The organism is Terriglobus sp. 2YAB30_2, from assembly GCF_052114765.1.
Lineage (GTDB): Bacteria > Acidobacteriota > Terriglobia > Terriglobales > Acidobacteriaceae > Terriglobus.
In genome coordinates, this window is record NZ_JBFRFJ010000003.1 from 353275 (window position 1) to 371829 (window position 18555).

15 protein-coding genes are annotated in these 18555 nt (G+C 59.2%); 9 read left to right on the plus strand and 6 right to left on the minus strand.

From position 1 onward, the window contains the following. Positions 1-27: 27 nt before the first annotated feature. Positions 28-3579 carry a carboxypeptidase regulatory-like domain-containing protein gene (locus tag AB4Y89_RS06785; RefSeq protein ID WP_442300147.1) on the minus strand — a complete coding sequence of 1184 codons (3552 nt, stop codon included), beginning with the start codon at positions 3577-3579 and terminating at the stop codon, positions 28-30. A 536-nt stretch (positions 3580-4115) separates the two neighbouring features. Between AB4Y89_RS06785 and AB4Y89_RS06790 the strand changes: the two genes are divergently transcribed. The 9 genes from AB4Y89_RS06790 (at position 4116) to AB4Y89_RS06830 (ending at position 12913) form a co-directional block, all read left to right on the plus strand. Then, positions 4116-5336, plus strand: a complete 1221-nt coding sequence (locus tag AB4Y89_RS06790) for a pyridoxal phosphate-dependent aminotransferase (protein WP_442300148.1) — start codon at positions 4116-4118, stop codon at positions 5334-5336. Between the two features lie 83 nt (positions 5337-5419). Beyond that, a complete protein-coding gene (locus AB4Y89_RS06795) occupies positions 5420-6640 on the plus strand; it encodes a dipeptidase (protein WP_442300149.1) in 1221 nt (406 codons plus the stop codon). 150 nt (positions 6641-6790) lie between these two features. Continuing rightward, positions 6791-7801, plus strand: a complete 1011-nt coding sequence (locus AB4Y89_RS06800; RefSeq protein ID WP_442300150.1) for a YncE family protein — start codon at positions 6791-6793, stop codon at positions 7799-7801. 186 nt (positions 7802-7987) lie between these two features. Next, the gene (gene rbfA / locus AB4Y89_RS06805) at positions 7988-8365 is read left to right on the plus strand and encodes a 30S ribosome-binding factor RbfA (RefSeq protein WP_442300151.1); all 378 of its coding nucleotides are present in this window, start codon (positions 7988-7990) and stop codon (positions 8363-8365) included. Further along, the gene (locus AB4Y89_RS06810; protein ID WP_442300152.1) at positions 8362-9339 is read left to right on the plus strand and encodes a DHH family phosphoesterase; all 978 of its coding nucleotides are present in this window, start codon (positions 8362-8364) and stop codon (positions 9337-9339) included. Before rbfA ends, AB4Y89_RS06810 begins: the two co-directional genes overlap by 4 nt. 29 nt (positions 9340-9368) lie before the next feature. Continuing rightward, entirely contained in the window at positions 9369-11249 is a 1881-nt protein-coding gene (locus AB4Y89_RS06815) for an ArnT family glycosyltransferase (RefSeq protein ID WP_442300153.1), read from the plus strand. Between the two features lie 33 nt (positions 11250-11282). After that, the gene (locus tag AB4Y89_RS06820; RefSeq protein ID WP_442300154.1) at positions 11283-12281 is read left to right on the plus strand and encodes a GNAT family N-acetyltransferase; all 999 of its coding nucleotides are present in this window, start codon (positions 11283-11285) and stop codon (positions 12279-12281) included. 45 nt (positions 12282-12326) lie between these two features. Further along, positions 12327-12740 (plus strand): DUF6677 family protein, encoded by a 414-nt coding sequence (locus AB4Y89_RS06825; RefSeq protein ID WP_263417490.1) that lies wholly within the window; start codon positions 12327-12329, stop codon positions 12738-12740. Continuing rightward, the gene (locus tag AB4Y89_RS06830; RefSeq protein ID WP_442300155.1) at positions 12737-12913 is read left to right on the plus strand and encodes a hypothetical protein; all 177 of its coding nucleotides are present in this window, start codon (positions 12737-12739) and stop codon (positions 12911-12913) included. Before AB4Y89_RS06825 ends, AB4Y89_RS06830 begins: the two co-directional genes overlap by 4 nt. A gap of 145 nt (positions 12914-13058) precedes the next feature. Here AB4Y89_RS06830 and AB4Y89_RS06835 read toward each other — a convergent pair whose 3' ends face one another. From AB4Y89_RS06835 to AB4Y89_RS06855, 5 genes are all read right to left on the minus strand, one after another. Then, positions 13059-14231 carry a M24 family metallopeptidase gene (locus AB4Y89_RS06835; protein ID WP_442300156.1) on the minus strand — a complete coding sequence of 391 codons (1173 nt, stop codon included), beginning with the start codon at positions 14229-14231 and terminating at the stop codon, positions 13059-13061. 177 nt (positions 14232-14408) lie between these two features. Beyond that, the gene (locus tag AB4Y89_RS06840) at positions 14409-14954 is read right to left on the minus strand and encodes a DUF2911 domain-containing protein (RefSeq protein ID WP_442300157.1); all 546 of its coding nucleotides are present in this window, start codon (positions 14952-14954) and stop codon (positions 14409-14411) included. Positions 14955-15206: 252 nt separating this feature from the next. Further along, positions 15207-16448, minus strand: coding sequence for an FAD-dependent oxidoreductase (locus AB4Y89_RS06845; RefSeq protein ID WP_442300158.1), 1242 nt, complete (start codon positions 16446-16448; stop codon positions 15207-15209). A 97-nt stretch (positions 16449-16545) separates the two neighbouring features. Next, complete coding sequence (locus AB4Y89_RS06850; RefSeq protein ID WP_442300159.1) at positions 16546-17751, minus strand: cation:proton antiporter domain-containing protein; 1206 nt, start codon at positions 17749-17751, stop codon at positions 16546-16548. Further along, entirely contained in the window at positions 17748-18191 is a 444-nt protein-coding gene (locus AB4Y89_RS06855; RefSeq protein ID WP_442300160.1) for a hypothetical protein, read from the minus strand. Before AB4Y89_RS06855 ends, AB4Y89_RS06850 begins: the two co-directional genes overlap by 4 nt. Between the last annotated feature and the right edge of the window lie 364 nt (positions 18192-18555).

An 18555-nucleotide genomic window follows, 5' to 3' on the forward strand; every position in this document is an offset into this window, starting at 1 on the left:
CGCCTCTTCGGTTATGTCATGTTCCGGCTAGAACATGATCTTTCCACCCAGCGTGATCAAACGCGGGAAGTTGATAGCGTTGGTGGAGACCTGGCCGAAGGAGGTGGATCCCGGAGCCCACTTCAGAGCGCCCGACGAGAGAGCGAACTGCGGCGTGTTGGTCAGGTTCATGAACTCCGCGCGGAACTGCATCGTAACCCGTTCGGCATGGAAGTCCTTGAAGACCGAGGCATCAACATTGCGGTAGCCAGGAGCCTGGCAGCTACCGATTGTGCGAGGTGCGTTGCCGTTGGCACCCGTTCCTGGATCAGAGAACGCATTGACGTTCAGGAAGCGCTGACTGCTTCCCTGGCCGTTGCGGCTCTGAACGGAACCCGAGGTGCAGACGTTCTGACCGGCGACCAGGTTCGGACGCTGTACGGCAGTACCGAAGTTCGAGTTGCCGTTGGTGCTCATCTGAATCGGCACCGGTCCGCCTTGCTGCGCGACGAAGGTGGAGTTCAGATCCCATCCGCCGACCAGCAGGTCGACCCAACGGTTGCTGCCCAGGTAAGCGCGGCCCTTTCCGAAAGGAAGCTGCCAGGTGCCGGCTGTCGTGTAACGAATCGGTGCGTTGTTGACGGCGCGAGCGTACTCCGCATTCAGGTTATAGATATCCTGCGGACCAGCGTTGCCTGGGTTGAGGCTGCTGCCCTGACCAAAGGTGGAGTCCCAGTTCGAGGACCAGGTCAACGCCGTCACGAAGGTGACGCCGCGCGCCATCTTCTTCTGGGCCTTGATGATCATCGAGTTATACAGCGACTTCGAGTTGCTGGGCTGGATATTGACGCTCGAGAACTCGGCGAATGGTTTGCAGAGCTGTGAGTTTGCGACAGTGGAAGCAGCGATGACGCCGATTCCGCCCTTGTTGTAGTAGGGGTTCGCGCTCTTGGCATTCAGGAAGGCCGCCGTAGAGGCTCCCGTGCTGGCGGGGCAGGCTCCCTGGCCGTACGGAATCGCTCCCAGGTTGATCTGATCCAGGTTGTAGGTAGTGCCGTTACCTGGCAGCAGGTTACGCCCCTTCGATCCGACATAACCCAACTGCAATGCAACCCCGTAGGGGAGTTCCCGTTGGATGTCGAGCGAGTATTGCTGCACAACCGGCGACCGGCGGTACTGATCGATGGTGGTGAGCGCGTCACCAAGACCCTGCGAGTATCCGAGCGAGTTTCCTACAGGCTGGTTGATCGCGGAGTAAGGGTTCGCCAGCGAGTTCGCCGGTGTGTTGTTGTTGTCGTTTGACGCAACATAGCTGGTCGTTGAAACGTAACCCGGAGCCAGAGAAGCGCTGGTGGAGTAGTAGATCGGAGCGTAGAAGACACCGTATCCGGCGCGCACCACGGTCTTCTGGTCGAGCGAATACACCAGGCCGATACGAGGCGCGAACTTGGTGTTGCTGTTGTTGCAGCAGCTATTGGAGTAGCCGTTCTGGCCGGCAAACATGATGCCACCCTTTGTGGCTACACCCGATGTCGATGAGATGGGGTTGCTGACCGTACGATCGAAGCCAACAGCGTATTTGTTGTAGCGCTCGTGAATACCAGGTTCCCACTCATAACGCAGACCGGCGTTGATTGTCAGACGGTTGGTCAGGCGATAGTCGTCCTGGAAGTAGAAAGCATGGTACGGAACATTGAGTGCGATCCTGCTGGCGATCTGCACCTGTCCGGTAGTCGGATATCCCAGAAGCAAATCGGCGAGATCGGCTCCGGTCGTTACGCTATTGACTGTCTTCGAATTCGCATTGAAAGCGGTGAAGGTGTTGTTGAAGGTAAAGAAGCCGTTGCCGTTACTGACATTCGTGAAGTCCACGCTGATGGAGCGGTAGACATAACCAGCCTTCAGTGACTGCTTACCTAACGCCTTCGAAATACCGAACACGAAATTACGGGAGTAGAAGGCAGCAGGACCGGAGTTGTTCGTACCCATCTGGGTGCTCACCTGCGACAGCGTAATGCGTGGGAACGACTTCTTCTGCAGTGCATTTACATAGCTGGATGGCAGGCCGAGCTGCGTCTGATCATAGTTGTTGGTCAGATCGAGGGTATTGTTCGGGAAGCGGTTGAAACCCCATCCGGCGGTCAGCACGGTCGTCGGGTTCAACGTATACGTAGTGTTGACGGTGGTGGCGTCTACCTTGCGGTACAGCAGGTAGGAGTTACCGTCACCGGCGAAGGAACCAAGGGGGTTGCCACCCGGCTCCTTCGAGCCATAGTGCATATAGGAGATATTGGCAGCCCACCTCTGAGTAATGAGATGATCCAGTTTGCCGACGAACTCGTCGGCGCGGTCACCCAGCAGATCGGTCGGACGGAAGTTGGTGGCGCCGTAGAAGCCTCCTGTCGTGCAACCCGCCCCGCAAGTCGGCAGCGCCGCAAGGATCTTCTGCCCGATAGCAGACTGGCGGCTGAGAGGAATGACGTTACCCGCGAAAGCAGTACGGTTACCGGTGCTGGTATTGGTCGTAGCCGGATCATAGATCGTCAGCAGCTTTCCGCTGGCGATAGAGGAGCTTGAAAAGTCGCCGCTCCGCTCGGCTGCAGTTGGCAGGTAGTAGTTCGACGCCAGTGGAGAACGCTGGCGATAACCTTCTTCGGTCAACCAGAAGAACGTCTTATCTTTACCGTCGTAGAGATGAGGGATTCTTACCGGACCACCGATGGATCCCTCGTACGTGTACTGCGTAATATTCGGGCGGCCAGTACCGTTGTAGTTGTTGTTCCAGGTATTCGCCGACCAGTTGGTCTGACGCGTTGTGCCGAGCAGATTGCCGTGCAGCGTGTTGGTACCGCTCTTGAGCAGCGTGTTGAAGTTACCGCCACCGGTACGACCCATTTCCGCGTCGTAGGTGTTGGTCTGGATCTTCATCTCCTGCACTGCGTCAACCGAAGGAATAATCACGGCACGGTTCGAAAAGTCGGTGATCGGTACGCCGTCGATTTCGTAGTTATTGCCGTTGATCGGTCCGCCGGAAACAGAGATCGCTGACGATCCGGACTGGTCCTGGAAGCGGTTGAAGCGGGGATCGCCCGTCGCCGTTACGTTGGTATTGAGCTTGGTGAGCAGGAAGGGATTGCGGCCCAGGTTGGGAAGGTCCTGCAGCTTCTGCGTATCGAAGACCTGACCGTTGGATGCGGTGGAGCTATCAACGAGCGGTGCGTCAGCGGTGACTTCAACTGTCGTGGACGAGGCGCCAACAGCGAGAGGCGTGTCAATGGTGACCGTCTGCTGGGTCGCAACGGTTACGCCTTTGCGGACATATGTCTGGAAGTTTGAAGACGCCACCGTCAGATCGAACGTTCCGGGATCTACGGCGCTGAACAGGTACTCGCCGGATCCATTCGATACCGCGGTACGTGCAATCTTGGTGTTTACATCGGTCATCGTAACGGTAGCGCCGGCAATTGCGGCGCCCTGGGAATCAGTGACACTGCCTTTCAGCGTGCCGTAATAGGATTGCGCGAACATGCCGGGCGCGAGCATTAAAGCCACCGCCAGCAGCCCCATCAGCCATTGGAAACGGGTACGGATAACAGCCACTACAACCTCCCTGAGAACTTCTTTTTGTGACACATGCCTTGTGCAACCGTCGGATACACGTATGCGTACACGGCGGCGGCAGTTCCGTGAGAAAGAACTTTGAGCGGCGACGAGATACGGCTGTACATCGACTTATGTCGATGTGCCGACACGACGCCCCTTGGCGTTTTCGCCTTAACTGTCAGTTGCTCTACAAAAGGACCGATACTGCTTACAACTATCTCTGCGAATCTGCTCTGTGCTGCAAAGAACAAACTTGGGCTTACGAGACTGCTGTGACGGTTCCGCATTGTTCGGCGCGGAACGAAACCATGTGCATAGACTCCGGCAGCGTCCTGCGAGTCGTTCGGGCCCGAGGATGCTAACCGTAGGTTGGTGAGATTGGTTTGAGTCTGCCAGCACCCCTGCCGCGTGTCAACGAATTTTTATATTTGTCTCGTCATCTATTCGCATTCACTTGAAGATTTCTTCCACTTCCCGCAAGATTTGAAGACACCCGGCCCCCGCGATCCACGTGTCCAACAAGGAGATATGTCATGTCGTCCCCGCTTTCTCGCCGTTCGTTCCTCTGTAGCATGGGTGCTGCCGCCGCCAGCATCCCAGTCCTCACCGAATCCCACTTTGCCTGGGCAGCACAACAGACTGGCGCAGCGCCCGCCAAACAACCGTCGCAGATGCAGATGATGAAGCAGATGATGGCTTCCATGCCGAAGGACGCCGTGCTCATCAATGCCAATGAAAATCCGCTCGGCCCCTGCGAAGCAGCTCGCACCGCCATCGCCGAGGTTGCCGCCAAGGGCGGACGCTACGACTTCCTGGAGATGTTTTCGCTCATGGAGGTCTTCGGAAAACAGAACGGCGTCGAACCGGACAACGTTGCCGTTTACGCCGGATCGAGCGAACCGCTCCATTATTCCGTCCTGAAGTACACCGGCCCGGACAAACCGCTGGTTACCGCCAACCCCACCTACGAGGCTGCGCAGCGCGCCGCGGCGATCGCCGGCGCCAAGACCATCACCAAAGAGCTCACCTCCACTTATGCTCACGATGTAAAAGCTCTTGCCGCCGCAGCGCCGAACGCCGGTGTGATCTATCTCTGCAACCCGAACAACCCGACCGGCACCATCACTTCGCGCGAAGACATCCTATGGCTGCTGGACAACAAGCCGAAGGAGACCATGCTTCTGGTCGACGAGGCTTACATCCATCTCTCCGATGCAAAGAGCGTTGTTGATCAGGTCAACACGCGCAAGGACATCATCATCCTGCGCACCTTCTCGAAGGTCTATGGCATGGCCGGCATCCGCGCGGGCCTCGCAGTTGCGCATCCGGATGTTCTCAAGAAGCTGACCGAGTGCGGTGAAAATGCCATGGCCGTCACCTCTTCGATCGCGGCGCGCGTTTCCCTGGAAGACAAGGAACTGGTGCCGGCACGCAAGAAGTACATCGGCGAGGCTCGTACCGAAACGCTGAAGTTCCTTACCGAATGCGGATACAAGATCATTCCGGGTTCGCAGTCTAACTGCTTCATGATCGACACGGGACGTAACGGCCGTCAGGTGATGGCGGCGATGGCGCAGAAGAAGGTCATCATCGGCCGCACCTGGCCCATCTGGCCCAACGTCGTGCGCGTCTCCGTCGGCACCAAGGAAGACATGGCGAAGTTCCGTACCGCCTTCAAGGAAGTGATGGACACTCCCGTCAAGGCAGAGCTGGAACAGATGCAGCGCATCGCTGTTCCAGTGCACTTCTCCTGATCGCATTGAATCAGCCGCACAACGGCTCCGGGCACACCGGAGCCGTTTTTCATCTTTCACTCATCCCGCACAAGGAGTTCGTTTTGCTTTCTGCCCGCCGTATCGCAGCCGCCACCCTTTTACTTTCCATGGCAGCCCTTGCTCAGAAGAAGGTGACCGATGCCGAGGTGAACAAGATCACCCGTGAAGCCATCCTGATCGACACGCATAACGACATCACCTCTGAGACGGTGGAGGGGTACGACATCGCCACACCCAACAAAAAAGGCCAGACCGACCTTGCCCGCATGAAAGGCGTGCTTGGCGGCGAGTTCTTTGCCGTCTATGTGGGAGCGAATTATGTCGAAGGAAATCACGCGGCGAACCGGGCGCTGCAGATGATCGATACCGTGCGCCACGACGTTGTGGAGGGCCATCCGAAGGAGTTCGTTCTTGCGACCACTGCTGCCGACGTCTACGAGGCGAAGAGGCAGGGCAAGATCGCTGCGTTGATGGGCATCGAAGGCGGACACGCCATCGAGGATTCTCCTCGCCTGCTGCGCGACTTCTACACACTAGGCGTCCGCTACATGACGCTTACGCACTTCAATACCAACAACTGGGCAGACTCGCAGGGCGATATCGACAATCCCAAGGTCGAACACCATAACGGCCTCACGCCGCTGGGCAAGGAGATCGTCAAGGAGATGAACCGCCTGGGCATGATGGTCGACATCTCCCACACCGCAGACAAAACCTTCTGGGATGCCCTGGAGACCTCGACCGCACCCATCATTGCATCGCACTCCGGCTGCCGCGCCATTACCGGATACACCCGCAACATGACCGACGAGATGATCAAGGCGCTGGCGGCCAAGGGCGGCGTCGTCAATATCAACTTTGGCTGCGAGTTCCTGTCGCAGAGCTACTTTGAAGGCTCGCGCGAGTTGAATGCGAAGATCCGTCCGCAATTCGAGGCGGCCCAGAAGATCACCGATCCCAAGGACCGGGAAGCCGCGATCGACAAACTTCGCGAACAGTTCGCTGGCGCACTTCCGCCTGCCACCATCGACGACGTGGTCGCGCATATCGATCACGTCCGCAAGGTTGCCGGCATTGACGCCATCGGCATTGGAACTGATTTCGACGGCGTGGCCTGCGTCCCGAAAGATCTGGATTCCTATGCCAAGTTCCCTAACCTGACGCGCAAACTGCTGGAGAAGGGTTACACGGCGGAAGACATCAAAAAGATCTACGGAGCCAACATGCTGCGCGTGATGAAGGCCGTGGAAGATCGGGCCAAGGCGATTCAGGCAGGAAAGTAAAGGTCAGGTAATCGACCTCACACAGGCGGGCCGCGCAATGGCCCGCCTGAAATCTTTAACAACGCGTAACGGGACTTCAGTGTCAGTTAAGGCGGGGCGATGAAACTCAGTGTGCCGGCCAAACCCCGAGCCCATCCTGGAGTCTTCGTTATGCGCCTGTTCCCACTTGCAGGAACCATTCTTCTGTCTCTCGCCTCCGTCTCTTACGCGCAGGCCTATCACATCGCGGACCACTGGCAGGTTGGCGGCCAGGGCGGTTGGGACTATATGCTCAGCGACGACGCCGCACATCGTCTCTACATCGCCCACAACGCGCGGGTTGAGGTCGTCGACACCGCCACCGGTAAGCTGATCGGCGCTGTTACCGGTCTGAAGAGCACGCATGGCGTCGCTCTCAATCCTGACGGAAAGACCGGCTACATCAGTGACGGCGCCGGCAATGCGATTGTGGTCTTTGACCGTGCGTCCCTCGCGGTCAAAGCAACCGTTCCCGCCGGAACGAACCCTGACGGCATCGCCTACGAGCCCACCACGAAGACCGTATGGGCCTTCAATGGACGCAGCAAGGACGTCTCCGTCCTGGACACGAGCAACAACACGATCGTCGCCACCATTGCCCTTCCCGGTAAGCCTGAGTTCCCGCAGGCGGATGGCCACGGCGCGGTCTTCGTCAACATTGAAGACACAAACTCCATCGTCAAACTCGACGCGCAGGGCAAGAAGATCGAAGGCACGTGGCCGCTGACCGGCTGCGAATCTCCCTCCGGCATGGCCATCGATCACGCGAAGCACCGCCTGTTCTCAGTGTGTGACGGCAAGAAGATGGCCATCGTCGATTTCACCTCGGGCAAGCTGCTTGGCCTCGCATCGATCGGAGATTCGCCCGATGCCGCCGGCTTCGATGCCAAGACCGGTTTTGCCTTTTCTTCGAATGGCGAGGGCTCTCTGAGCGTTGTTGATACCGGTAAGGCGGGCTTCCCCACCGTCCAGACACTAGCGACGGCGCGCGGCGCAAGGACCATGGCCTTTGATGCCGCCACGGGGAAGGTCTTCCTCGGCGCCGCCAAGTACAGCCCGGCGCCTGCTCCGACGGCTGCCACACCTCGTCCTCGTCCAACAGTCCTTCCGGACAGCTTCGAAATCATTGTTGTCAGTCGTTAGGGTCGTAAGCCTCTAAAGCGCTCTCACCCCATCCAAAGGAGGTCCCGCCAGGCGGGGCCTCCTTTCTACTTTTCCGGGAATCCTAACCCCGTAAGAACCTGCCTCTGTCCCGGCGCCGTACAACTTCTAAATTGCGTTAGGCTTCAGACGCCAACTCTGGTATTCTCAACGATTCCCCCGGATTTTATGCCTGAGCAGCGAGCCAAAGCCCATCACCGCAACCGAGTCATCGGTACACTTCGCGACGAGATCGCCATCATGATTGAAGGCGAACTCTCCGACCCACGCATCGGTCTCTGTCACGTCACCGAGGTTGTACTTGCCCCCGGCGGCAAGTCGGCCCGTGTCTTTGTCTCCGTCGAAGGCGATGAAGCCACCGAGATTTCCACCCGTGAAGGCCTGATGGCCGCACGGGCGTACATCCGTTCCGAGGTACGCGAACGGATGGGCGTACGACAGATTCCCGAACTTAGCTTCGTTATTGACCGCTCCGAAAAGCTCACCGCCCGGGTAGATGAGCTGCTCACACGCACCAGGAAACGTGAGCGAAAGGCGGCTCAGTGACCTATTTTGCCGCCACTTCAGAGCTGTTAAATTACATCCGCAGTCGGCAGCATTTCCTGATCACTTCGCACGCACGCCCCGACGGCGACGCCATCGGTTCCCTGCTGGCCACGGCAATGCTGCTGGACCAGCTTGGCAAAACCTGCGACCTGGTGGTCGCGGATCCCGTGCCTGCGATCTACCTGAACATGCCGCAGGTTGACCGCATCCGCGTCGCCACTTCCGTCGACGGTCACTATGACGCTGTCATTCTTCTGGAATGTGACTCGGTGGAGCGCTCACAGATCCTCGGCACCGACGGGATCTTTCTTATCAACATCGATCATCACTCCAGCGGGCGGGAGTTTGCCGACTTCAACTGGATTGATCCGCACGCATGTGCGGTGGCGGCAATGATCTACCACCTGGCGCTGGCGGCCGGAGCTACCATCACTCCCGAGATGGCGACCTGCCTGTATGCCGCTGTGCTCACCGATACCGGCTCTTTTACCTTCGCGGGCACGAATGCAGACACCTTTGCCCTTGCCCGTGACCTGGTGCTTGCCGGGGCCAATGCGGCGTGGATCGCCCGCGAGGTCTACTTCACCAATCCGGCGCCCCGTATCCGCATCCTTGGAGCCGCCCTCTCCAAACTTAATATCCAGGACAAACTTGCCTGGGCGTGGATCACCCTGGAAGACATGCTGGAAAGCGCTGCCCAGGAAGAGGACTGCGAAGGCGTGGTGAACTACCTCATCTCCATCGCAGGCATCGACTGTGCCGTTTTCCTGCGGGAGCTGCCACGGACCAACGGGAACGGAGTTCCGCCGCAGTTCCGGCTCAGTATCCGCAGTAAAGGACGCGCCAATGTGGCCCGGGTGGCTGAGCACTTCGGTGGCGGCGGGCACCTGACCGCCAGCGGCTGCACAGTCGACGGCGACCTCGAAACAGTCATTGATCGGGTCGTCAAACGCCTTCAAGCCGAACTCTGTTAGCCTAGTTTTCATTGCGCGACAAAGCCGAGATGACTCCGCCCAACGATGGCGTACGCCGGTGGCTTCACCGGCTGCGAACCGCTGAGGCTTTTTCTGCCACACAGGAGCTGGTTGTCCTTTTCCTGGTGGCCTCCTGGCTGCTGGCTTTTGGCCTGATTCCGCTCCGCATCGGACATCTGAATATCAGTCGAACCGAGCTGGGCCTGGTCGGTGCAGACGAGCCCCGTTACGCGCAGGTAGCCCGCGAGATGCTGCAGGTTCACTCAGCCGAGTGCCACGCCCTGCACACCACCGTCCGGCCCCACAGCCTGGCCTGGAAAGACCTGACGGCCAGCTACCACTGCCTGACCGCGGGCGCCATTACTCCTATTCTTTACGGCGTTCCCTGGCTGGAAAAACCGGCGCTCTATTACTGGCGCGCCATGAGCTTCTTTAAAGAGTTCGGCATCTCCGACTGGTCGGCCCGTCTGCCCTCCACGACCGCCACCTTCGCTCTTATCCTGCTGATCTACCTGCATATGCGACGTTTCCGTCCGGGCGGGCATCTGGACGCGGCCTTGATTACCGCCTCCTGTATCGCGATGGTGGCCTTCGCCCGCGGCGCTTCTACAGACATGCAACTGGCCGCGCCGTTTTCCATCGGCATGCTCGGCTGGTACGCCTGGTATGAGACGGGCAAGAAGTTCTGGCTCTTCGACCTCTACTTCTTCGGCGGGGCAGCAACCTTGGCCAAGGGCCCCATAGCGCCCTTCATGATCCTCTGTATCCTGCTGCTGTTTGCGGGTTTGCGGCGGGAATGGAACATCGTGCGCCGCACCATCTGGCTGCCGGGAGTGGCTCTCTACCTGGCGATGGTGCTGCCGTGGTTCATCGCCGTACAGCTCCGTAATCCGGACTTCTACCGGCTCTTCTTCCTGCAGCACAATCTTGAGCGCTTCGCTACCGATCGCTACCAGCACCACCAGCCGATCTACTACTACCTGGTCGTACTGATCCTGGGCCTGATGCCCTGGACGGTAATGAGCCTCCGCGCCATGGTGGACTCTATCCAGATCTCGGTTGCGGAGTGGAGGGTACGCCATAACCGGGTTCGCTACGTCGGCAATACGCGCCCGGGCGATGCCTTCCCGGAGTTCCTGGTCATCTGGGCCATCTTCCCAGTGCTCTTCTTCACCTTCTCCGGCTCCAAGCTCCCTGGCTACATTCTGCCGGCCATCGCACCCATCACCATCCTGACGGGCGACTACCTGTACCGCATACGGCAGTACAAGCTCAAGTGGTGGATGCTTGGCGGACACGCTCTCGTCGTTTCAACGATGACGTTTGTGCTTCTGCTCTGCCCGCAGTACATGATCTACGAGCGCTTTGTCCCGGCGGCCAAAACCATCTTCTGGGCGGCACTTTGGGCAGCGGTTACCGGGGCCGCCATCTGCCTGACCGTCCTCCGCTGGGGAACAAAGTATCTGCGCACCGTCACCCTGGCGCCGGTTCTGGCAATGCTTTTCTTCCTGTTGCGGATGAACGGCTGGCTGCTGGATGCCAACTACTCCGCCCGGCCCCTGGCGGAGCGTATCGCCCAGGAAGCACCCGATATTCCCACGCTGGCGACCTATCACATCCGCCGCGATATGGACTACGGCCTGGCGTTCTACCGGAACCAGCCGCTCCGCCATTATTTCCATGAAGAAAGTGCGACGGAGAAGGTGACCATCATCGCCGAGATTCCCCAGGAACAGCACATCCTGGTCCTGCGCGAACGCGACATTCCCCAGCTTTCCACGATCCTCGCCGGACGCCTCTACACGCCGCTTTTCCTCTATGAGTGGCAGGGGCTGGCCGTCTACCGCGTCTCCGCGGGAACCCAGACCGCAAACCTTTCGGAAAAACCTTCCGTACACAATCGGCGTTAACTCCGCTAAGCTGCTGCAAGGCCCAAACGACCTGTGAGCGCAGCCGCACAACTCGACCTGCTTGACCTTCGGCACTACTCCGGCCGTCAGCTTCGATCTCTTCTGGAAGAAGAAGCGCGGCAGTGGAGAGACCTGCTGGAGTGGGACTACTCTACCTCGATCGAGCTGCTGCTGCAGTATCTGGATGCCCGCATCCTGCCCGGCTACGTCGCGCTCGACAATGGGAATGTCTGCGGCTATACCTTCAGCGTCTATGAAGGCGATAAGGCCGTCGTTGGAGATACCTTCGCCCACGCCACGCAATCTGAGAGCGCCAAGGATATCGAGCATCGGCTGCTGACCCATCTCATCGAGACCCTGCAGCACTCGCCGCAGGTACAGCGTGTGGAGTCGCAGTTGTTGCTGCATCCGGCGGGATCCCTGGCAGCGCCGTTTCTGGCTACCGGCTTCCGCGTTCACCCACGGCTCTTCCTGCACTGCGACCTGAAGCAGAACGCAGCCCTGCCCGCGACTCATCCGGAGCACAGGCTTCCCGAACAGCTGACCCTGCGGCAGTGGGTCAATGCCCACTTCCAGCCGGCGGGCGAGCTGATCCATCGTACTTACCGCGGCCACCTGGACGCTTCCATCAACGACCAGTACCGGTCTCTGCACGGATCGTTGCGCTTTCTGCATAACATCGTCCGTTTTCCGGGCTGCGGTGTCTTCGATGCGGAGTCGTCCTGGGTGATGCTCGACCCCGACGGAGGCACGCTCGAGGGCATGATCCTCTGCTCCCGCGTCTGCGACCACGTGGCGCATATTACGCAGCTCTGTATCGCTCCCCGGCTGCGCGGACAGGGCTATGGCCGCATGCTGATCCAGAAGGCGGCAGCCGGCCTGCGGCAGCGTGGATATGAAGCCATTACCCTTACGGTCACCGAAGAAAACACTTCTGCCGTCCGTTTGTATGAGGATCTCGGCTTCCACGCCCGCCACCGATTCGATGCCATGGTCTGGGATAAACGGGAACTTCCAACCGCAAACCATTAGGGAGTGTCATTTACTTCCGGACGGGCTGAYATCATCAGAGACGGAATGGCAACGCATTCACAGGTGCCGGCCTCGCTCGCCGGAGAATCCAAGACACTCCCAATCATGGCGCTTCTGGCCGGATGGCTGGTTCCCGGTGCGGGTCATCTCTTCGTCCGCAAGCCTATCCGTGCGGCGCTGATCTTCGTTTCCATCACGAGCATGTTCTTCATCGGCATCGGCCTGCAGGGCAAGATCTATCAGCCCAACACCGGCGACCTGCTCGATATGTTGAACTTCGCCGGAGATCTCGGCGCGGGACTTCTCTATCTGCTTGCCCGTTTGCTCGATTGGGGACACGCCTCGGTACAGATCGCCGTCGCCGACTATGGCACACGTTTCATCGTCGTCGCCGGTCTGCTGAATATCATGGCTGCGGTCGATGCACATTCGCTGGCGAACGGGAGGAAGCCGCTGTGAGCCTCTCCCACTTCTCCGCCGTTCTGCTCTTCTCGCTCTTTACGTCAGTCGTCTTCGGCATTACGCAGCGCAGCGAACCCAAGGCGATGATTCGCTTCGGAACCTACTGCTTTGCGATGTTCGTCGGCGGTGTGATTGTCGCAAGCTGGCTGATGTATTTCATCAAGCACTAAGCCGTATCCAACCACAAAGCCGGTGCCCCATGTCCCCAAGGGACATGGGTATTCGAGCGCAAGCTCGAACTGGGTGGGAGCAGCGGGCTTCAGCCCGCTGCTCCCACCGGTTGTGCTATTTCCCCGATATTTCCAGACTCGGCTGTTAGATCCGAACGAGCTCTTTCTGGATCTTTCCTGTCACCACAGCCTTGCCCGACCGCGTGATCATATTTACTTCGCTGCGGACACCGAATTCGCCCGGATAGTACAGTCCCGGTTCCACGGAGAAGCAGGTCATCGGCAGGATCAGCCTTTCGTCGTGTGTCTCCAGGTTGTCCAGGTGCGCTCCATTGCCATGCAGCTCGATCGCAATGTTGTGTCCCGTCCGATGCGTAAACCACGCTGCCTGCCCGGCATTGCGAATAACGGTACGAGAGGCCTCATCCGCCTCCCATCCGGCAATAGGACGATTTGCAGCAAACGCCTCGTCGACTGTTTTGATCGCCGCATCACGTGCCGCTGTCACCGTTGCAAAGGTCTGCTGCTCGCGCTCGGTCGGCTCGCGGTCTACGACGCCGGTCCAGGTAATGTCGTACCAGACGGCATTTGGGTCACCTGCCATCTTCGACCAGATATCGATCAGGACAAAGTCGCCTTTGCGGATCGCCCGCGAGCTCGATGGCGATGGCTCATAGTGCGAGTCAGCCGCATTGGGACCGACGCTCACATTCGGCCCGTGCTCGGTGATCATGCCGGCCTGCTCGATCTTCTCCTTGAGCCAGCTCACCATGGTGTACTCATCGGTTCCGCCGGAGCGCACACGCTCGCCGATCTGCTTCCATCCCGCGGCAAGAATCTCATCCAGCAGCGCCTGCGCCTTGTAGTGTGAGGCCACCTGCTCCTCGGTCAGGACTGCCTCGAAGCGGCTCACCATGTCCGCGGACGAGACAATCTGCTTGCCCCAGCTCCGTAGCAGCTCCACGGTGCCGGCATCCACCATCGACACATACATGATGGCGTTGCGCGGCGAGTACTGCATGGCGATCCTCGTTGCTCCGACCGTCAGCTGTTCGAGCTTTGCTTCAAGCTCCTGCCAGGAGCTGTACTCTTCCTTTTGACCCGGAAGACTATCCAGCCGCAGAGATTCGATGCGATGCACCAGCTTCTTCGGCTCACCATAAGCGGGAACCAGGTAGTACCAGCGGCGGGTGACATGTAATCCCCCACCTAGACCGAGGATGCGGTACGCGATGGGGTCGCGATAGTGATGGTCATAAAACAGCCATGCATCCGCGCCAATCTCGCGCAGTGCTTCCTGAATTGCCTGAAGGTTCATTGCTCCACTCCGGTTAAAAGACTAAGGCACGCTCATCGAGCGTGCCTTAGTCTTCTGAAAATCTTAGGGCGTTTTCCCTGTTGCTGGGTATCCCGAAAGAATTGTGCAGTGGCGTTTTCATTGCGGAAAACGCCGATAGATGCAGAGGCCCTACATCACACCCACAGGGAAAATGCTCTAGCGAACGATGATCGGCACAGAGACGTCGGTCGTCTCCCACTTGATGTGCATGTCGGTCCGCTTGCCCATGGTGTTCTCAAAGCTGATGCTCATCGTCTCCTGCGGAGAAGGAAGTGTCTTCACGTCCATGTTGACGCGAACCAGATCACGATCGGCATGGTACTCGGTGCCCCACTGGCCGGTCTCCATGCTGATGATCAGTTGCCACGACTTCTCGCCGGGCATGGTGTAGATCGTATAGTTGCCGGCAGCGACCGGCTTTCCGGCGATGGAGATATTGCCGCCGGTTACAACGAACGTCGTCGCTTCATTCGCTCCGGTGCGCCATACTTCTCCATACGGCACCAGGCCACCCATGACCTTGCGGCCGCGCATCGACGGTGTGTGGTAGTCCACATTGATCTTTACAGGCCCTAGAGCAACCTCGGCCTTGGCCGGTGGACTCGCCATCGGACCACTCGGCTGGCCACCACCCATCTGTGCCATCAGTGGGCTACAACAAAGCCCCGCCACCAAACTCAACAACATCGAACGACGATTCATGACAACCTCCGCAACCACTCTACATGGACGAAGGGTGTGTCATCCAATTCGGCTGAGCCCATACTCTGGGTGCCCCATTCATCGCAACGCGATGAGTGGGATAGTCGGGGCACATAAATGTATAGGAGCGGTCTCGCTTCGCTCGATACCCCACCCTTCGCGGTAAAGCTGCGAAGAATGGGGCAACGAGGGCATGGGCTATTCGAATTTCGATGACCACCCCTAAGCCCTCTCGAATTTCGATGACCACCCCTAAGCCCTCTTGTTACCGCGCTGCATGGCTTCCATGCGGCTGTAAAGCTCCTGCAGCATATGCACACCAGTCACGGCTTCTTCATGGTTCGGTGTTTCATCAGTCTCGTTCCAACCGGACTCTTCGCCGTTGAGACTGGTCTGCACCACAATGCCGTCGCGACGCGCAACGATATTCACGTTCTTATAGCCGAGACCGTAGTGCACATTCTCCTGCGGAATGAGCCAGGCGATCTGACCACGGACCGGCGTAATCGAGTCGTCGTTCCACAGAGCGCGGCCGCCATAGCCCGGGCAGTTGATGATGGTCTTCTGCGGCAGTGAGGCGAGGTCGGCGGGAGAGTGGAACTCGACCCTCTCAATCTTTCCACCCGCGATCAGAAAGTCGTTCATCAACTGACGCGAGTAGTCGGCAACATTGAACATCAGTGTCGTATTGCGGCGCACATACTTCGTCGGGAAAGGATGCGACCCTGTAGGCAGCAGTTGCGGTGTTGCCGTAATGTCGTGAATGCGTGAGGCATAGCGCGCGAACTCATGACGTCCCGCCTCCTGCGCCTGGCTCTCGCGGCGCTTCTGCCCTTCTTCCGGCGAGAAGTCGCTCAACTGGTAGCTGTCGAAGTATTCGATCGGATTCCCCGGCATTCCGAGATAGCTCTGGTACATCGACCAGCTGGTGCGTGCCATGCGCTCCCACAGATCGCCAAACGCAGGCGCCGCTACATTGCTCAGAGCAACGCGCGAGTCCGGAGTCCAGCTTCCGGTAGCGCGTGCGGAACGCACCTCGGGTGGGCGCTCCTTGGCGTAGATGGTGACACGCGCTCCTGCTCGCTGCGCCGTAATGGCAGAGGTGAGTCCCAGTGCGCCGCAGCCGATGACGGCAATGTCCTTATCGCCGTTGCTCGCCTTCATCGCGTTCTCGACGGCCACCGCCGCCGAGCCCCAACTCAACGACCATCCGCTGCCACCGTGACCGTAGTTATGCGAGACAATCTTGTCGCCGACCTTCTCCACCTCAAGCCGGGGGCCCTGCGCCCGGAAAGGACGCAGGCATACCGTAATGCGGAAGAGGCGGTCTTCATGGGCGCGTATCGGCGCCAGCTCAGGCACGCGGTCATAGAACGGCAGCGCTGGAGCGGTTGCACTGCCTGCCGTTACCGGCCTCTTCGCGCACCCGGCCAGGCCAAGCATGCCGACTCCTGCAAATGCACTCGACTGCTGCAAAAACTCACGCCGTTTCATTCATCAACTCCACGCAAGAAATAGAGACATCCCCAAACGCAATGCCGTGCGCCAACTTCAGTATTAGATTTTCCGGATCGAGGTAGGTCTCCCCCGATTACACCACATTCCGTCGGGTGATTATGTCGAGCAGTGGCCCGGTCATCGCAGTGGTCACCACGGCCATCAACACCAGCAGGGTGAAGACCTGAGCATTGAGAATCCCTTCGCGGTAGCCGGCATTCAGCACGATCAGCTCGACCAGCCCGCGGGTATTCAGCAACACGCCGACCCGCAGCGCCTTCGACCACGGTGTACCTGCAATGCCGGCGCCAAACATCCCTCCCGCGATCTTGCCCAGCACGGCTGCGGCCAGTACCAGCAGCAGATCGCTCCAGCCGCCCGCGTGAAAGAGCTCCGGCCGCATCCGCAGGCCGGTCAGGGCAAAGAATGCGGGCAGAGTCCATGCCGAAACGATCAGGAAGAGCCGTTCCATCGTGCCTGCGACACGTTCTGACGGGACACAGATGCCTGCCAGAAACGCGCCAAAGAACAGGTGAATCCCGAGTGCATTGGTCACCCAGGCGCTGATAGCAGGTAGCAGTACCAGCATCACAGTCCACACCGGACGCCCTAGCGGGACACGTCGCAGCATTGGCCGCACGCCTGCCATCATCACGATGGTGAAGGCCACCAGGAGCCCGAGCCGCACCACAATCTCAACCACGCCACCGCCGTGCAGCACTGCCAGCAATGCTGCCAGAACGCACCATGCAAGAGCATCGTTCAGTGCAGCGCTCAGCAGCGACTGCTGCGCGACCTCCGCATTCACCGGCACGCCCGCGGCTTCGCGGTCGCGCAGAATTCGCGCCAGTACCGGCAGCGCCGTGATGCTCATGGCCACGGCGAGAAAGATGCTGAAGCCCCAGCGAGCGCCTTCGGGCACACCATAGTGCCGCAGAAGGATCGGCGCCACTAATGTTCCAAGAAAGAACGGCAGCAGAATGCTGCCGGCGGTCGTCGTAACCACGCGCCGAACGTGATGCGCCACCTCGCGCAGATCCAGCTCCCCGCCCACCAGGAAAAGAAACGCTACCAGGCCAACGTTGCTGATCAACTCCAGCCCGGACAGCCGCGCCGGAGCAAATAACATCGTGGTTACCGCCGGCATCCAGCGGCCCAGCGCTACCGGCCCCAGCAGAATGCCGCCGGCAATCTCGCCGATCACGCGCGGCTGGCGCAACCGCTGCGCCAATGCTCCGCACAACCAGGTCGCCGTAAGGATCACCGCCAGTTGCAGCGGCAACAGAACGAGCAGAGTCATCGGGACTTCCGCTTCTGTTCGCGGCGCGCACCCACCACAATCGCGGCCTCAGTCAACAGCAGCACCACGCCAACAGGCAGCAGACGCGCCGCCAGCATACCGGCCCAGTTGATGGTGAAGCCTGAGATGATCTCCGCCAGTCCAAGTGCAGCACCCACGCCAAACAGACCGCCGCCGGCCCATCGCCGGAACCGTGCCGAAATCTCACTGCGATTAGCCCTGGCTCCAGCTGCCTCAAAGAGTGGAGCACCTACCATACCGCGGCGGTCATACACGCGCGCAATCATCGTGGGATACTGCACCACCGCCTCGCGTGCAAAACGCTCCGCGCCGGCCATACCAGCAGCGACAACACAGAAGGGCGCATCCGGCACCGGCTCTCCCTCGATTGCCTCCGGTCGGTCGCCGGTGAACAACACAGCGAACTCGCCTTCGGCCATGCGCTCATTCCAGCTTGATGGGCGATGAGAAGGGTCGTACAGAGGCACAATCCGAAGGGAGTTCACTAGAGAAGTATAGTGATCGGGCTCCTATTGACCGTTCAGCTTTCTGCCCAAGAGCCGCTTCTTTGAAGTTGTCATCGCTGAACGTTCGGGGTCCCCGGCGAACTTGTTCGCTGGGGTGATTAGTGAAGGACCTGCTTTTCAACGCTTCGGATGGCAACAGCTCTTATGACTAGAGCATTTCTCCTGTTGCTGGGTATGCCGCGAGGAACGTGCAGCGGTGTTTTCATTGAGGAAAACGCCCATAGATGCATCAGCCCCGCACTACACCTACAGGAGAAATGCTCTAGCGTAGATCGAA